This window comes from Synechococcus sp. N19 (genome assembly GCF_900474045.1).
GTDB lineage: Bacteria > Cyanobacteriota > Cyanobacteriia > PCC-6307 > Cyanobiaceae > Parasynechococcus.
This window is the reverse complement of record NZ_UCNR01000016.1, coordinates 38,753-54,630: the sequence shown is the minus strand read 5'-3', so window position 1 is coordinate 54,630 and position 15,878 is coordinate 38,753. Positions and strand designations below refer to the sequence as shown.

The window sequence follows — 15,878 nt, the reverse complement described above, 5'->3', positions numbered from 1 at the left end:
CAAGAATGAATGGCCGGAACCCTAGCGTCGCAGACATCGCCGTTAGGATTGCTCGACCCTAAAGATGCTCAGATGATCCCCATTGTGATTGAGGAGTCCGGCCGGGGAGAAAGGGCCTTTGACATTTATTCCCGGCTTCTGCGCGAGCGAATCATCTTCCTTGGTGAGGCTGTCACCAGTGACTCCGCCAACCGGATCGTGGCCCAGATGTTGTTCCTCGAAGCTGAGGATCCCGAGAAAGATATCTACCTCTACATCAACTCTCCCGGCGGTTCGGTTTACGACGGCCTCGGCATCTTCGACACGATGCAGCACATCAAACCGGATGTGCACACGGTGTGTGTCGGCCTCGCCGCAAGTATGGGAGCTTTCCTGCTCTGTGCCGGCACCAAGGGCAAGCGCAGCAGCCTGCAGCACTCCCGGATCATGATTCACCAGCCGTTGGGTGGTGCCCAGGGCCAAGCCAGCGACATCCGCATTCAGGCGGACGAAATCCTTTTCCTCAAGGATCGCCTCAACAAGGAACTGTCCGATCGCACCGGCCAACCCCTTGATCGGATCCAGCAGGACACCGACCGTGACTTTTTCATGTCACCCACCGAAGCCGTGAACTACGGCTTGATTGATTCGGTGATCGACAAGCGTCCCGTTCAGGCTGTTGCTTGAAGAAGGGAAGTTCTAAAAACAACCGTCCCAGCAAGATCTGTCCGGTCTGCGAGCGCCCCTTTGAGTGGCGCAAAGCCTGGAGAAATTGCTGGGATGAAGTTGTGTACTGCTCCGAGCGTTGTCGACGACGCAAGAACAAATCCAATCCATAAAAAAACCCCCGTCTGAGCAAGGCGGGGACTTTCTATTGCTGGACCCAGAATCAGTCGAGGGTTACGACGGTGCGGTCTTTCTCTGGAACAGCGGTGAATTCAGCCAGAACAGCCTTGAACTCATCACCATCCATGGTTTCCTTTTCGATCAGCAGTTCCACCAGGCGATCCATGGCTTCGCGGTTGGCAGCCACGATCTCTACGGTCTCGTCATAACAGCGCTTCACCATGTTGCGCACTTGAACATCGATCTGTTGGGAGATCGATTCCGACACGTCACTGCGTGACATCAGGTCGCGCCCCAGGAACACTTCCTGACTGCCGCCCTCGAGGGCTACTGGGCCGAGATCACTCATGCCGAGTCGGGTCACCATGTTGCGGGCCATCGACGCCACCTGTTGGATGTCGCCACCGGCTCCGGTGGTGACTTCCTGGTGTCCGAACACCACGTCCTCTGCGGCACGACCACCCAGGGCTCCCATGATGCGTGCCTTGAGCTGGGCACGGGTGACCAGGGTTTGCTCCTCATCCGGGGAGAACCAGGTCAGGCCTTGGGCCTGGCCACGGGGAATCAAGGTGACCTTCTGAACAGGGTCGTGGTCTTTGACCAATGTGCCGATCAGGGCATGACCGACTTCGTGGTAAGCGATCAGACGCTTGCTGCGACCGTCTGTGAGGGGACGACCCTCCATACCGGCGATGATCCGATCCACAGCGTCGTCGATCTCGCTCAAGCCGATGGCTTCCTTGCGGCGGCGGGCGGTGAGGATGGCCGCCTCGTTCATCAGGTTGGCCAGGTCTGCACCAGTGAAGCCAGGGGTGCGGCGGGCGATGCTTTCGAGGGACAGCTCCTCTTCGAGCCTCTTGTTGCGGCAGTGCACATCGAGGATGGCCAGGCGACCCTTGATGTCGGGGGCGTCCACGGTGACCTGGCGGTCAAAACGACCGGGACGCATCAGAGCTGAGTCCAGAACGTCGGGGCGGTTGGTGGCGGCAATGATGATGATGCCGCTGTTGCCTTCAAAGCCATCCATCTCCGTCAGGAGTTGGTTGAGCGTCTGTTCGCGTTCGTCGTTGCCTCCACCAATGCCGGCACCGCGCTGGCGGCCGACGGCATCAATTTCGTCGATGAAGATCAAGCAAGGGCTGTTTTCTTTGGCCTTCTTGAACAGATCGCGGACGCGGCTGGCACCCACGCCAACGAACATCTCAACGAACTCAGAACCAGAAAGGGAGAAGAACGGAACGCCCGCTTCACCGGCAATGGCCTTGGCCAGGAGGGTTTTGCCGGTGCCGGGAGGGCCGACCAGCAAAAGGCCGCGGGGAATCTGAGCACCCACTGAGGTGAATCGCTCGGGCTGTTTCAGGAAGGTGACCACTTCCTGGAGTTCCTGCTTGGCCTCGGTAACGCCGGCCACGTCATCAAACATGACGCCGGTCTCCGCTTCCATCATGAAGCGGGCTTTGCTCTTGCCGAACTGCATGGCCTGGCCAGGGCCGCCAGGCATGTTGCTGTTGCGACGGGCCAGGAAGATCAGGGCACCGATCAGGAGCAGCGGGAAGGCCAGATTGCCCAGCACGCCGAGGGCCGGAGGTGCTGTGCGGGGCGGATGGATATCAAAGCTGATGCCTTCGGTCTTCAGCGTGTTGATCAGCTCAGGGGCCAGACCAGGAAGGTCAACGCGCAGGCGTTGAACGCGGTTGTCGAGGTCGGGATCGACGGCTTCGATCACAGCGTTGCGGCCACCGTCGTAGATATCAACGGCTGTCACGCGACCGGCCTCGACGTAATCGAGAAAGCGGCCGTAGCTCATCCGTGCCACCGCAGCATTGCGGGGAGCGACGGTGGTGCCATTGCTGTCCTGGCTGAGGCCGTTGATGCCTCCGTTGCTCACCACCTGCCAGCCGATCAGCAACACGACGCCAATTGGCAACAGCCAGAGGGCAAGAAGGCGCCAGCGCTGATTCATGAGCTGAAGAAATTCGTTAACGAGTGTAAAGGAGTCGGACTGATTTCTGAGGCCTGCTCAAAGGCTTCTCAGGGCAACAATCGGGTCGAGCTTTGCGGCGCGTCGGGCTGGAACAACTCCGAAGAACAGCCCGATGGATCCTGAGAGTCCAACGGTGACCACCACCATCGTTGCGCCGATCGTCGCTGGCAGGGGCGTGACCGCCGCCACGAGGCTCACCGTTGCAAGACCCACCAGCGTGCCGATGGCGCCGCCAAGGCTGGCAAGCACCAGGGATTCCACCAGAAACTGCTGCAGAACATCACCGCTGCGAGCCCCCAGGGCTTTGCGCAGACCGATCTCCTCGGTGCGTTCGCTGACGGACACCAACATGATGTTCATGATCCCGATGCCTCCCACCAGCAGGGAGATCCCACCAATGGCCCCGAGCATCAGGGTGAGTCCTCCGGTGATGGTGCCCACGATGGTGAGAGCGTCCTTCTGGGATCGCACCACGAAATCGTCGTCCCGGAGAATCCGGTGCCGCTGCCTCAGCAGGTTGTTGATCTGAAAGCTGGCTGCGTTGATGCTTTTTTCATCCCTGGCTTCAACACTGATGGAGTTGAGGCTGACGCCATAAATCGGATCCCGACCGGTGATCCGGTTCACCATCGTGGTGATGGGGATATAGGTGTTTTCGTCCTGGTTGCTGCCGAACACGGCCCCTTTGGGGGCCATCACACCGACCACCTCAAAGCTTTGATTGCCGATGCGCACCTGCTGGCCAATCGCTGAGCCAGTGGGAAACAACTTGGTGCGTAGATCCGAGCCGAGCACGGCGATGGCTTTCGCACCGGCCACGTCCTTGGCGTTGATGAAACGGCCCTTGGCCACGTCGAATCCGCGCACAGGGGGGAACTCCGATGTCGCGCCGAAGACCGCACCCGTGGAGCTGCGGGCTCCGGCCTGCACCACCTGATTGGTGTTGATCACGGGCGCCACGCGCTTGACGCTGGGAACCTGGGTGGCGATGGCTTCGGCATCGTCCAGCACGAGCGTTTTCGGTCGCGTAACCCCTTGGCGTCTGGCATTTGTGTTGCCCGGAACCACAAACAACACATTGGCGCCGAGGTTGTTCAACTGGCCTTCAGCCAGCAATTGCGCTCCCCGTCCAACCCCAACAAGGGTGATCACCGAGGCATTGCCGATCACGATGCCCACCATCGTGAGAAGGCTGCGCAGGCGGTTGCTGCGCAGTGTGGACAGGGCCATCCGCACCGTTTCCGTTGCGGGCATGCGCCGGTTCATGGTGTGGCGTCGCTCAGATCAGTGTCGCCTCAGCTTCGTTGCCGACGATGCTCACCTTGACCAGATCTGTGGATCCGGAAACGCCGGTATGCGTGCCTGCGGACTGCACCACGAGATCACCCTTCTTCAGAAGATCGAGCTCCTTGGCTTTGACCATCGCCGCCTGGAAGGTCTGCGTGGTGCGTTCGCCCTGGGGAATCACCAGCGGTGTCACGCCCCAAACCAGTTGCAGACGACAGGCAACCGTGCGATCGGGAGTGATGGCAAGGATCGGTGCCGCAGGCCGGAACTTGCTCACGTTGCGAGCAGTGGCCCCGCTTCGCGTGAGGGGAAGAATCGCGGAGGCATTGAGCTGGCTGGCGATGGTGCTGACCGCACCGCTCAAGGCATTGGGGATGGTGCTGGGCAGGTGGCTGTCGATCGAGCGTTGGGGGTAGTCCTTCTCGATCCGTCGGGCAATGGTGGCCATGGTTTGAACGGCCTCCACGGGGAAATCCCCCACCGCGGTCTCGTTGGAGAGCATCACAGCGTCGGTTCCATCCAGGATGGCGTTGGCCACGTCGCTGACTTCGGCTCGGGTGGGCCGGGGGCTGGATGCCATGGAATCCAGCATCTGGGTGGCCGTGATGATCGGGATGCCCAGGCTGTTGGCCTTGCGGATCAGTTCCTTCTGCAGCAACGGCACTTCCTCGGCCGGCATCTCCACGCCAAGGTCACCGCGGGCAACCATCACGCCGTCACAGAGCGGCAGGATCGAATCGATCTGATCGATGGCCTCAAACTTTTCGATCTTCGCCACTACAGGGGTCTCATGGCCCTGTTCGCGGATCAGTCCGCGGATCTCCTCCATGTCGGAGGGATTGCGCACGAAGCTGAGGGCCACCCAGTCCACGCCCTGGCTGAGTCCGAAGGCCAAGTCGGTTTTGTCCTTGTCCGTGAGGGCGCGAACGGACAACTGAACGTCCGGGAAGTTGACGCCCTTGTTGTTGGAGAGAACACCGCCCACGGTGACGGTGCAATGCAGGGTCTGCTGCGCTTTATCGACGGTGTCGACCTTCATCTCAACGCGGCCGTCGTCGAGCAGGATCCGGCTTCCTGCGGTGACTTCGTCCGCCAGCTTGTCGTAGGTGACCGTTGCGATCGTCTTGTCGCAGCTCACCGGCCTTGAGGTGAGCGTGAACGGATCACCGTTGGCCAGGGTGATCGGCCCCTCAGCGAACCGCCCGAGCCGGATCTTCGGCCCCTGAAGGTCCTGGAGGATGCCGATGGTCTGCCCCAATTCCTCAGACACCTGACGAATCGTGGCGATGCGAGCGGCGTGTTCGCTGTGGTCCCCGTGGGAAAAATTCAGCCTGAAGGTGGTGGCACCAGCCTTCACCAGCTCCTTGATCCGCTCCGGGCTCTCGGTGGCAGGGCCGATGGTGGCCACGATCTTGGTCCGTCGGTTCAGGTCGAACTGGCCCATATCGCGGCTGAAAATCCTTGCGGAAACTACCATCCGGGCGTTTCCCAACTGGCCCTATGGAGATGAATTCCTATCAGGACGCCGCCCGAAAGACGGCTGCCTACCCGGATGTGGGCCGTAATCCCATCTATCCGACCCTCGGTTTGACCGGTGAAGCCGGCGAGGTGGCCGACAAGGTGAAAAAGGTGATTCGCGACCGTGGCGGTGTGTTTGACGCCGACACCCGCGAAGCGATCAAGTTGGAGCTGGGAGATGTGCTCTGGTACGTGGCTCAGCTGGCCAGCGAACTGGGTTATGACCTGAATGAGGTGGCTGACGCCAACCTGCAGAAACTGTCGAGCCGGGCTGCCCGTGGGCGCATCGGAGGCAGTGGTGACCAACGTTGATCTCCTGATGCTCCGTCGACTTTTTTCCGTGTTGTTCTGCCTGCCCCTGCTGCTGGGGCTGGCGCTTCCCTGTGACGCCGCTGAACTGCAGCTCAGTGAGGTTCGCCTGGATCCCTGCGGAGAGCTGGATGCCGGCAATCAACCTGAATTAAGACGCCCGGTTGGTGCCAGCTGTTATGTGTTGACGGGAGACGTTGAGAACCGCAGCAAGAACAGCGTCATCGACACCGATGTGTACGCACGGATCCTGGATGCCAGTGGTGAACCGGTTCTTCCCAACAGAACCCGGGTGGGTTCCATCGGGGATGTGAACCCTGGTCACTCCCCGTTCGCCCTGAGAATCTCAGTTCCGGCCGGAACCCCAGGACCGTTTGTGATCAAAAATCCCCGTGCCCGTGGATTCAATGCTCCGGTCCGCAGCCGCGTTGATGTTGACGAGGATGACCTGCTGCCGTTGGAACGGGGCATTAATCAGCAGTGATTACCCAGACGTGATCACCAGCTGGAGCCCGACATGTAGAAGGCGCTGATCGACTGCCCCACCAGGCTCTGCAACAGGTTCAGGGCCAGGAAGGCCAGGATGGCGGAGAGATCAATGCCCCCCAGGGGTGGGATCAAACCCCTGAAGGCGTTCAGGTAAGGGTCGGTGATCGCACTCACGCTGCTGAGCACCGGATTGCCCCAGTCCAGATTCGGGAACCAGCTCAGCAGAACCCGCACGATCAGCACCAAGGAATAGATCTGCAGGGTCTGGGACAGCACCTGCAGCAAGGTGACGGGTAGAGATTCCATGACGGGAGCTGATCTGCTCCGACTTTATGCAGCTTCCGTCAGATCGGTTGCTCCGAGATCAGGAAGCACTGAGAAGGTGCGGTGAAATTTTTCGGTGAGGGTGAGCCAGTAGGACCGCCCCTCGCTCTGACGACGCCGTTCGATGAAGTCCTGCGCCAGCAGCTCCTTGATGTGGTCGTAGGCCCCCGAGCCCCGCAGATCCACAAGATCCGATTGAAGAATGCGTTTCTTCAGGGCAATGGTGGCGAGGGTTCGCAGGGTTGCTGTGGAGAGGTTCACAGGCAGCAGGTCCTTGACCAGATCGCCCATGCCCGGACGCAGCTGCAGCCCATAGCGACCGCTCTGTTCAACGACCTCCAGGGCACTGTCCCGCTGGGCGTAGGAGGCCGTCAGGGCGACGAGAGCTTCTTCAACGGTTCGGCGATCGGCGTCGGCCAGCTCGGCCAGTTCGCCGATGCTGACGGGCCGACCCTTGAGATAAAGAATCGCCTCGAGCCTGGTGGGCAGGGATGGAGACGTCATCACAACCCCTTTAGAGCACTCAAGTTACCGCCCTGAAACTCAGAGGAACAGGCCATAGGCCGGGTTGTTGGTTTCATCCCAGTGGCGATAGCCCAGGGCATTGAGGAATTCGGTCCAGCCCTGCATGTCCTGTTCCGGCACCAGCACGCCAACAACGATGCGCCCCACGTCAGCACCGTGGTTTCTGTAGTGGAAGATGCTGATGCTCCAGCTGGGGTGGAGAGCATCCACGAAGCTCATCAAGGCACCCGGCCGTTCGGGAAATTCGAAGCGATACAGCAGTTCTTTGCATTCGCCGGCACAGGCAGTTCGGGCTGAAGCCGGCAGACGGCCGCCCACCATGTGGCGCAGGTGGACCTTGGCAAATTCGTTGTCGCTGAGATCCAGGCAGGGGAAGCCGCCACGCTCCAGCTGGCCCAGTAGGGAAGCTCGGTCGTTGTCATCGCTCACCTGCACACCGATAAAGATCTGCGCCGAGGCGCCATCAGTCATGCGGTAACTGAATTCAGTGAGACTGCGCTCCCGCAGCAGTTCGCAAAGCCGCCTCAGGCTGCCGGGTGATTCGGGAATCTCCACGGCCAGCATTGCTTCCCGCTCTTCCCCGAGCTCAGCCCGTTCGGCGATGAAGCGCAGCCGGTCGAAATTCATGTTGGCCCCGCAGGCCACCGCCACCAGATTGCGCCCCGCCAGCTGGCGCTCGGCTACATCCTGTTTGAGTCCTGCTACCGCCAGGGCACCGGCGGGTTCCAGGATTGAACGGGTGTCTTCAAAGACGTCCTTGATCGCGGCACAGATGGCATCGGTGTCGACCCGCACCATCCGATCGACGAACTGCTGGGCCAGCGCAAAGGTGTGCTCCCCAACCTTTCTCACGGCGACACCATCGGCAAACAGTCCCACCTGTTCCAGTTCCACCCGCTGCCCTCGCTCGAGGGAGCGGCTCAGGGCATCGGCATCCACCGGTTCCACACCGATCACCTCCGTTTCCGGCCACAGCCGTTTGACGTAGGCGGCGATGCCCGCGATCAGGCCACCACCACCCACTGCCACATAGATCGCGTTGGGTGGCTGCTCGGCCTGGCGCATGATCTCCATGCCTATTGTTCCCTGGCCTGCGATTACTTCCGGATCGTCGAAGGGGTGAATGAAGGTGAGCCCCTCAGCCTTGCAGCGTCGCTGTGCCTCTGCGGAGCACTCGTCGTAGGTCTCGCCATGGAGAACCACGTCACCACCCAGGGCACGCACGGCGCGCACTTTCACCTCGGGTGTGGTGCTTGGCATCACGATCACGGCCCGACAGCCAAGCCGCTGGGCACTCAGGGCGACGCCCTGGGCATGGTTTCCGGCACTGGAGGCAATCACACCGCGCTTGAGCTCGTCTCTGCTGAGCTGCGCCATGCGGTTGTAGGCGCCGCGCAGCTTGAACGAGAACACCGGCTGGAGATCCTCACGCTTCAGCCAGACCGTGTTGTTCAGCCGGCGGCTCAGATTGGGTGCAGGATCCAAAGGGGTTTCCCGCGCCACGTCGTAGACGCGGGCACGCAGGATCCGCTGCAGGTAGTCGGTCATCTCACCATTCTTCCAAGGGTTCGATCCAGACAGGATCCGGGTTGGTTCCCGTAGATTGCACGTATTGGAGTTGGCAGTGCATGCATCTCGGAGATCTGAAGCATCCGAATGAGCTGCACGGACTCAGCCCGGCCCAGCTTGAGGACGTGGCTCGGCAGATTCGTGAGCGGCATCTGCAGGTGGTGTCCACCAGCGGTGGCCACCTTGGGCCTGGCCTGGGGGTTGTGGAGCTGACCCTGGCGCTGTACCAGACGCTGGATCTCGACCATGACCGTGTGATCTGGGATGTGGGCCATCAGGCCTACCCCCACAAATTGATCACCGGCCGGTTCAATGATTTCGACTCCCTGCGCCAGCAGCACGGGGTGGCGGGTTACCTCAAGCGCACAGAGAGCGATTTCGACCACTTCGGAGCGGGTCATGCCAGTACCTCCATCTCAGCGGCGCTGGGCATGGCCATGGCGCGGGACAACCGGGGCGAGTTGTTCAAATGCGTTGCCGTCATCGGTGATGGAGCCCTGACAGGCGGCATGGCTCTGGAGGCCATCAACCACGCCGGACACCTTCCCAACACACCTCTCCTGGTGGTGCTGAACGACAACGACATGTCGATCTCCCCGCCGGTTGGTGCGCTCTCGAACGTGCTTAACCGTGCGCGGCTCAGCCCACCAATGCAGTTCCTCTCAGGGAGTGTTGAGGAAAGCGTTCGGCATCTGCCCTTCATGGGTGGTGAGATTCCTGCGGAACTCAACCGCCTCAAGGGCAGCATGCGTCGCCTCGCGGTTCCCAAGGTGGGTGCCGTGTTCGAGGAACTTGGCTTCACCTACATGGGGCCGATCGACGGCCACGACATCGGTGAAATGGTGCGCACCTTCCAGGCGGCTCACCGTGAGGGTGGCCCTGTGCTGGTGCATGTGGTTACCAAAAAGGGCAAGGGCTATCCCTACGCCGAGGCCGATCAGGTGGGCTACCACGCCCAATCAGCTTTTGATCTCGGCACTGGCAAGGCGATTCCGTCGTCCAAACCCAAGCCCCCCAGCTACAGCAAGGTGTTTGGGCAGACCCTGGTCAAGCTCTGTGAGCAGAACAGTCGGGTGATCGGCATCACTGCGGCCATGGCCACTGGTACCGGTCTCGATCTGCTTCAGAAGGCCGTTCCGGACCAGTACGTGGACGTGGGCATCGCTGAGCAACATGCCGTCACCCTGGCGGCAGGCATGGCCTGCGAGGGTTTGCGTCCTGTCGTTGCCATCTACAGCACCTTCCTTCAGCGCGCCTACGACCAGTTGATCCACGACGTGGGCATCCAGAAGCTGCCGGTCACCTTCGTGCTCGATCGTGCCGGCATCGTTGGTGCCGACGGGCCGACCCACCAGGGTCAGTACGACATCAGCTACATGCGGGCTATTCCCAACTTCACGGTGATGGCACCGAAGGATGAGGCTGAGCTGCAGCGCATGCTGGTGACCTGCCTGCAGCACGACGGGCCCACGGCGCTGCGGATTCCGCGGGGCTCCGGGGAAGGCGTGCCCTTGATGGAAGAGGGTTGGGAATCGCTGCCGATCGGCCGCGGTGAACTGCTGCGGGAAGGCGACGATCTGATGATCGTGGCCTACGGCTCGATGGTGGCTCCGGCCCTCGCCACAGCAACGCTTCTGGAGGAAGCCGGACTCTCCACCACCGTGATCAACGCCCGCTTCCTGAGGCCCCTGGATCAGGCGCTGATCCATCCCCTGGCACGTCGCATCCCCCGCGTGGTCACTATGGAAGAGGGAGCCCTGCCCGGTGGTTTTGGCGCAGCGGTTCTGGAGTCGTTGATCGATCAGGACATCAACGTGTCGATGTTGCGCATCGGCATCCCCGACCAGCTGGTTGATCACGCCACGCCGCAGCAGAGCAAGGAAGCTCTTGGCCTCACTCCTGCCCAGATGGCTGAACGCATCCTTGAGCGCTTCAGCAACACCTCTGGTGATCTGCCAGCCACCGCTTCGATCAAGGCCCTCCAGGCCTGAAGCTGAGGGCTCGGTGTCCGTCCTGATCGTTGGCGCGGGACCGTCCGGTGCCCGTCTGGCGATTCAACTGGCGCGGGCGGGTGCTGAGGTGACCCTGGTGGATCGCCTGGCTGATCCCCATCGCCATGCCTATTCCAGTGGCGCCCTGCCTCTGAAGGCTGTTCGTCGCTTGGGTCTTCCGGATGACGCCATTGCCGCCACCTGGCAGGGCTGGCAGCTGCACGATCCCTCGGGTCTGGTTCATCAGTGGTGGTCGTCCGGCGATCTGGGGGTGGTGCTCGACTTCGGCCGGCTTCGGTCCTGGCTCTGGGAGGAAGCGCGCCGCCATGGGGTCGAGTTGATCCAGGGCTGCCGGGCCGCGCTGAGCACGCTCACGGCCGATCAAGCCAGCGTGCGGTTGCAAACACGTGATGGGCGTTCGTCATTGCGCTCAGCGCGCTGGCTGATTGATGCCACCGGTGCACGCCGAGATCTGCTGCAGCAGGCCGGCCTCAGCCCCAATCCCGAGGATCCTCTGCTGCAGGGCATCGGCGTTGAGTGGTTGCTGCAGACCGATGATCGTCAGGCGGCTGCCTGGCGGGATCGGATCAGTTTCTTTCTAGGTACCGCCTGGATCCCTCATGGATACGGCTGGATCTTTCCCATGCAGGGGCAACGGCTGAAGGTGGGGGTCTGTCACCTCCCACCGGCGGATCGTCCGACTCCCGGCAGCCTGGCTGGACCCCTTCAGCGCTTGATTCAACGCTGCGGCTTGAGCGCCTGCCCGGTGCTGGATCGCCATGGCGGGCCGGTGTCCAGCAGCATCGCCCGCTCCGAACCTTTGGTGGCGGGTGCTCTGCTGGCGGTGGGGGATGCGGCCAGTTCCGCCAATCTGCTTGGGGGCGAAGGGATCCGCCATGCGATGGACAGCGCGGATCAACTGGCCGAACTGCTGATCGCTGAAGGGATGTCTGGGGACTCCCCGGCCATGGCCCTTCGCTACCAAGAGCAACTCAAGGCCCAACGGAGTTGGCGTTGGTTGGTGTCGGGCCGGCTGGCGCGGCGCACCTGGTGGGGCCTCGACAATCCAAGGGCGGACCGACGTCTGGCACGTTTGATAAATGGGCTGTCTGCGACCGCAGAAGCCCCCGCTCTCTCAGAGCTGTTGTTCAACTACAACTTCGAGCGTTACGGCCTGCGACTGCTGCCGTATCTGCTCTGAGCCAAGGGTTGTTTCAGGGAGGAGACTGGCTCCTCCCTCAAGAGATGTGCTTCAGAGCACGCCGCGGGCGGCCAGACCCTGGATGGCGCCGATGCCGATAATGTGGCCAAGGCTGGTGGTGCCGAGCAGGGCTGCGTGACCCATGCCGCCGAAGAAGGAAGCGTTAGGGAGTGCGGCGCCAACGTTGGGGTGCTTGATCGTGGCCTTGCCGACCATGATGGCAACCACATTGCAGAGGATCATCACCAGGGCGACCTTGGGAGACCAGGACACGGAGGCGGGAGCGATCGCGAAAAGGTGGGTCAGCATTCGAGCCAATGAGCGACACCTCATCTTCCGGCGCTAGCGACGCCTTGCCTGCCTCTCTTAAGAGTTGTTCACCCTTTTTTGGGGGTTGGGTACAACAAACCGATCACCAAAACAGTGTTGCTGAGGGTGAGGAAGGCTTCTGCTCCACCGTGCAACCAGTCAATCTCCACCAATTCCGCTGAGCAGCAGCGCAGGGCGGCAATGGCAGCACCAATCGTGACGGCCACAAACAGCAGGGTGAGCTGAAAGCCCCGCTCCGCAATCAACGGAAGCGCCTCACTTTTCCGCAGCCAGTGCAGAAACAGGAGATAGGGGATCAGCGAGGCGGCGAACAGCGGTGCGGGATCGAAGTTCATGGAGCACTGGCTCCGTCCACCTGCCGGCGACGTTGGAGCTGCCAGGCCGCCATGGCAAGGGTGCAGTTGCCGATCACGGTGAACAGGGCCTGAAGGGTGACAAGACCTCGCAGCGCTTCGCTGTTGTCAAACAGATGCCAGGTGCAGGCAGCCATGGCACTGACGAGGGCCGGAAGCATGGCCCAGGCCAGGCCCTGCAGCCCACGCCGATGCATCAACACGATCGCCACGCACCACTCCACCACGGAGGCGACATGGATCCACCAGGTTCCCAGCGACAACGCGTGCATGCCCTGAATCCTAGGAATCGGTTGATAATGCCCGGAGTGAACAGGCTGCTGCCCGTGGTCCGCCCCACTGCGCCTGTATTGCTGCTTTGCGGCTACTACGGAGAGCACAACCTTGGCGACGATGCCCTGCTTCAGGTGCTGGTGTCGTCCCTTCCCCAGCCGCAGCAGCTGTTGATCACAGCCCGCGATCCAGCCCCCGTTCTGGCCTTGGCTCCGTCGGCGCAGACGGTGAACCGCCGTTCCCTGCGGCGCTGTCTTCGTGCGGCCCTGAGAGCTGATGTTCTGGTGCTTGGTGGCGGGAGCCTGCTCCAGGACAGCACCAGCTTCAGCAGCCTCGTTTATTACCTGCTGCTGATGACGGTTGCCCGTCTCGGTGGCGCCGAGGTGGTTCTCTGGGGGCAGGGCCTTGGACCCTTGCGGCGTCGGATCAGTCGCCTGTTGGTTCGCACGGTGTTGCCCCTCTGCAAGGCAGCGAGTTGGAGGGATCAGCGCTCCCTTGATTGGGCCCTGCGCTGGGCCCCAAAGCTGCCGATGGTGCTGGCCGCCGATCCGGTCTGGCAGATGCCGGCGCGCCCTTGGCTTGGTGGCGACGCCATCGTGCTCAGCTGGCGTCCCACACCATTGCTGGATTCCGCGGGCTGGCGTTGCTTAACCGGAGCCCTGGATCGGCTCAGTGCCGACTTGGATGCGCCGGTGATCTGGCTGGCCTTCCATCACCATCAGGACGCCCCCCTAATGGAGCACCTTGGTGATCAAGGTCTGCTGTCGGCGCGATTGAAGGCGCGCAGCTCAACCCTGGTGCCCCAGTCCCTGGAGGCTGTGTCCGATCTGGTGCAGCGGGCGCGCCTGGTGCTGCCGATGCGGTTGCATGCCCTGATCCTGGCTCGACTGGCCAACAGCCCCATGGCTGCCCTCAGCTACGACCCGAAGGTGGAGGCTGCAGCGGCCATGGCCACGGTGCCCTGCATCCCCTTGCGCTCGCTTCCCTCTGTGGATGATCTGCTGACGCTTTGGTGGTCCGAAGTGGACCGTCCAGCCGATCCTGATCAGACCGAAGCCCTGCGCCGCCAGGCGTCAGCGCACAGCGAGCTTCTCAATCGGATGGCAGCCGATTTGACGGCAGACGACGGCCGCTGACGGCATCGAAGCGATGCTCACAAGCGCTGGGCCAACTGATGCGTGGCTCAGCCTCGATCGCTGTTTCGCCGGGGCAGACCAGCCGCAGGTCGCCGCGATCGCAGCGCACCACAAGCATCTGGTTGGCTCCGAACCATTCACGGCTGAGGATCGTGCAGGGTGAGCCCGCGGGATCGAGCCTTAGATCGTCCGGTCGGATGCCGGTGATCACTCCGTCTCTGGCTGGCAAGAGATTCATCTGCGGGCGGCCGATGAACTGGGCGACGTAGGTGCTGGCCGGTTGCAGGTACAGCTCGCGAGGTGTTCCGATCTGTTCAATCCTTCCCTCGCGCATCACAGCGATGCGATCCGCCAGCGCCATCGCCTCCTGCTGGTCATGGGTGACGTAAACCACAGGTTGCTCACCGCCGATCATCAGGCGGCGCAATTGAGGCCGCAGGTCCTCACGCAACTGGGCATCCAGATTGCTCATCGGCTCATCGAGCAGGTAAACGAGGGGGTCCCGCAACAGGGCTCGTGCCAGGGCGACGCGCTGGCGCTGGCCGCCGGACAGTTGTGAGGGTCGTTGCCGGGCTTGCCCGCTGAGTTGCAACACCTCCAGGACGCCGCGGATTCGTTCATCGCGGGCGGCGGCGCTGCCGCCCCGCATGCGCAGCCCAAGTTCGAGGTTGTCCCACACATTCAGATGCGGGAACAGGGCATAGCTTTGAAACACCATCCCCACCCGGCGACGTTCAGCGGGCACGTCGACCATCTCCGCACCATTGATGCGAATCGACCCTTGATCGGGTTGATCGAGCCCGGCGATCAGACGCAAGGCCGTGCTTTTCCCGCAGCCGCTGGCCCCAAGCAGAGCGACGCATTCGCCGTTGGCCACATCGAGGTCGAGCTGGTGGAGAACATGTCGCTCGCCGAAGCGTTTGTTGATGGCCCGAAGTTGCAGTGTCATCCCTTGATGGCTCCGTTGGTGAGTCCACTGACGATCTGGCGCTGAAACACCAGCACCAGCACCAGAAGAGGAATGGCACCGAGCACGGTGGCTGCCGCATAGGTGCCGTAGGGGACGGAATAGGTGGATGATCCCGCAATTCGGGCCATCGCCACCGGCAATGTGAGCAGATCGCTGCGGCTCAGCCAGGTGAGCGCCACGGGATATTCGTTCCAGGCGAACAGGAACACCAGGATTGCTGTGCTGGCGGAGGCCGGGGCAATCAAGGGGAGCAGCACCCAGCGCAGCCGCTGCCACAACGACAATCCCTCCAGCTTTGCTGCGTCTTCGAGGTCGTTGGGCAGTGCTTCAAAGGCCGCTGTGAGCAGCAGCAGGGCCAGAGGCATCGACAAAGCGCTGTAGGGAAGCGCGATGGCGATCAGGTTATTTCCGAGGGAAAAGGTGCGGGCCAGTTCGAGCAGCGCCAGAAACAGCAGCACATAAGGGAACAGAGCGGCGCCCACCACGGCAGTGCGGAGGATTCCTTTCAACCGCTGAGGAAGCTTTGCCAGTCCGTAGGCGGCGGGGATGGCCAGCATCAAGGTGAGCAGTGTGGTGAGGGAAGCCACCAAGCTGCTGTTGAGCAGGTAACTCCAGAAGGGCGGATCGGTGCTGAGCAGATCCCGGTAGTTGTTCAGCGTCCAACGGCTCCAGAAGCTCAGTTGCTCATTGACCAGAGTATCTGCGGTGGTGAAGGAACTCAGCAGCTGCCACAGCATCGGAGCGAGGGACCAGACCAGCAGCAGAGCAATCCAGAGGGAACGTCGTGTCATCGG

General features: G+C 62.0%; 18 protein-coding genes. 7 read left to right on the top strand and 11 right to left on the bottom strand.

Features of this window, described 5'->3' with window-relative positions:
• The first annotated feature begins 9 nt into the window (after nt 1-9).
• Nucleotides 10-666 (top strand): ATP-dependent Clp endopeptidase proteolytic subunit ClpP, encoded by a 657-nt coding sequence (clpP, locus tag DXY02_RS10270; protein ID WP_256377319.1) that lies wholly within the window; start codon nt 10-12, stop codon nt 664-666.
• A complete protein-coding gene (locus tag DXY02_RS10265; protein ID WP_114989259.1) occupies nt 663-818 on the top strand; it encodes a DUF2256 domain-containing protein in 156 nt (51 codons plus the stop codon). Before clpP ends, DXY02_RS10265 begins: the two co-directional genes overlap by 4 nt.
• A gap of 50 nt (nt 819-868) precedes the next feature.
• Here the strand turns inward: DXY02_RS10265 and ftsH are convergent, their stop codons facing one another.
• Genes ftsH through pyk form a run of 3 tightly spaced genes read right to left on the bottom strand, consistent with a single transcriptional unit; the run spans nt 869 to nt 5,540 of the window.
• On the bottom strand, nt 869-2,788 hold the full coding sequence (ftsH, locus tag DXY02_RS10260; protein ID WP_114989258.1) for an ATP-dependent zinc metalloprotease FtsH: 1,920 nt from the start codon (nt 2,786-2,788) through the stop codon (nt 869-871).
• A 57-nt stretch (nt 2,789-2,845) separates the two neighbouring features.
• Nucleotides 2,846-4,075: an ABC transporter permease gene (locus DXY02_RS10255; RefSeq protein ID WP_114989257.1), complete on the bottom strand. Its 1,230-nt coding sequence runs from the start codon at nt 4,073-4,075 to the stop codon at nt 2,846-2,848.
• A 13-nt stretch (nt 4,076-4,088) separates the two neighbouring features.
• A complete protein-coding gene (gene pyk, locus DXY02_RS10250; protein WP_114989256.1) occupies nt 4,089-5,540 on the bottom strand; it encodes a pyruvate kinase in 1,452 nt (483 codons plus the stop codon).
• Nucleotides 5,541-5,596: 56 nt separating this feature from the next.
• On the opposite strand from pyk, the gene DXY02_RS10245 reads away from it, so the two are divergent.
• On the top strand, nt 5,597-5,926 hold the full coding sequence (locus DXY02_RS10245) for a nucleoside triphosphate pyrophosphohydrolase family protein (protein ID WP_006850816.1): 330 nt from the start codon (nt 5,597-5,599) through the stop codon (nt 5,924-5,926).
• Between the two features lie 7 nt (nt 5,927-5,933).
• Nucleotides 5,934-6,407, top strand: a complete 474-nt coding sequence (locus DXY02_RS10240) for a hypothetical protein (RefSeq protein WP_114989367.1) — start codon at nt 5,934-5,936, stop codon at nt 6,405-6,407.
• A gap of 14 nt (nt 6,408-6,421) precedes the next feature.
• Here DXY02_RS10240 and DXY02_RS10235 read toward each other — a convergent pair whose 3' ends face one another.
• From DXY02_RS10235 to ilvA, 3 genes are read right to left on the bottom strand one after another with little or no spacing between them, the layout of a single operon-like run.
• On the bottom strand, nt 6,422-6,718 hold the full coding sequence (locus DXY02_RS10235; RefSeq protein ID WP_114989255.1) for a YggT family protein: 297 nt from the start codon (nt 6,716-6,718) through the stop codon (nt 6,422-6,424).
• Between the two features lie 24 nt (nt 6,719-6,742).
• Nucleotides 6,743-7,240, bottom strand: coding sequence for an SMC-Scp complex subunit ScpB (scpB, locus tag DXY02_RS10230; protein ID WP_114989254.1), 498 nt, complete (start codon nt 7,238-7,240; stop codon nt 6,743-6,745).
• 39 nt (nt 7,241-7,279) lie between these two features.
• On the bottom strand, nt 7,280-8,809 hold the full coding sequence (gene ilvA, locus DXY02_RS10225; RefSeq protein WP_114989253.1) for a threonine ammonia-lyase, biosynthetic: 1,530 nt from the start codon (nt 8,807-8,809) through the stop codon (nt 7,280-7,282).
• Between the two features lie 80 nt (nt 8,810-8,889).
• On the opposite strand from ilvA, the gene dxs reads away from it, so the two are divergent.
• On the top strand, nt 8,890-10,821 hold the full coding sequence (dxs, locus tag DXY02_RS10220; protein ID WP_114989252.1) for a 1-deoxy-D-xylulose-5-phosphate synthase: 1,932 nt from the start codon (nt 8,890-8,892) through the stop codon (nt 10,819-10,821).
• Between the two features lie 13 nt (nt 10,822-10,834).
• Nucleotides 10,835-12,022 (top strand): NAD(P)/FAD-dependent oxidoreductase, encoded by a 1,188-nt coding sequence (locus DXY02_RS10215; protein WP_114989251.1) that lies wholly within the window; start codon nt 10,835-10,837, stop codon nt 12,020-12,022.
• A gap of 51 nt (nt 12,023-12,073) precedes the next feature.
• Here the strand turns inward: DXY02_RS10215 and psaK are convergent, their stop codons facing one another.
• From psaK to DXY02_RS10200, 3 genes are all read right to left on the bottom strand, one after another.
• Entirely contained in the window at nt 12,074-12,331 is a 258-nt protein-coding gene (gene psaK / locus DXY02_RS10210) for a photosystem I reaction center subunit PsaK (RefSeq protein ID WP_041434789.1), read from the bottom strand.
• Between the two features lie 68 nt (nt 12,332-12,399).
• Complete coding sequence (locus tag DXY02_RS10205) at nt 12,400-12,687, bottom strand: DUF3593 domain-containing protein (protein WP_114989250.1); 288 nt, start codon at nt 12,685-12,687, stop codon at nt 12,400-12,402.
• Nucleotides 12,684-12,977 (bottom strand): DUF2499 domain-containing protein, encoded by a 294-nt coding sequence (locus DXY02_RS10200; RefSeq protein WP_114989249.1) that lies wholly within the window; start codon nt 12,975-12,977, stop codon nt 12,684-12,686. The genes DXY02_RS10205 and DXY02_RS10200 overlap by 4 nt, the downstream gene beginning before the upstream one ends.
• 54 nt (nt 12,978-13,031) lie before the next feature.
• On the opposite strand from DXY02_RS10200, the gene csaB reads away from it, so the two are divergent.
• Nucleotides 13,032-14,114: a polysaccharide pyruvyl transferase CsaB gene (gene csaB / locus DXY02_RS10195; protein WP_114989365.1), complete on the top strand. Its 1,083-nt coding sequence runs from the start codon at nt 13,032-13,034 to the stop codon at nt 14,112-14,114.
• Here csaB and DXY02_RS10190 read toward each other — a convergent pair.
• Entirely contained in the window at nt 14,071-15,063 is a 993-nt protein-coding gene (locus tag DXY02_RS10190) for an ABC transporter ATP-binding protein (protein WP_114989248.1), read from the bottom strand. The two genes, csaB and DXY02_RS10190, sit on opposite strands and share 44 nt — an antisense overlap.
• On the bottom strand, nt 15,060-15,875 hold the full coding sequence (locus DXY02_RS10185) for a carbohydrate ABC transporter permease (RefSeq protein WP_114989366.1): 816 nt from the start codon (nt 15,873-15,875) through the stop codon (nt 15,060-15,062). Before DXY02_RS10185 ends, DXY02_RS10190 begins: the two co-directional genes overlap by 4 nt.
• Nucleotides 15,876-15,878: the final 3 nt, after the last annotated feature.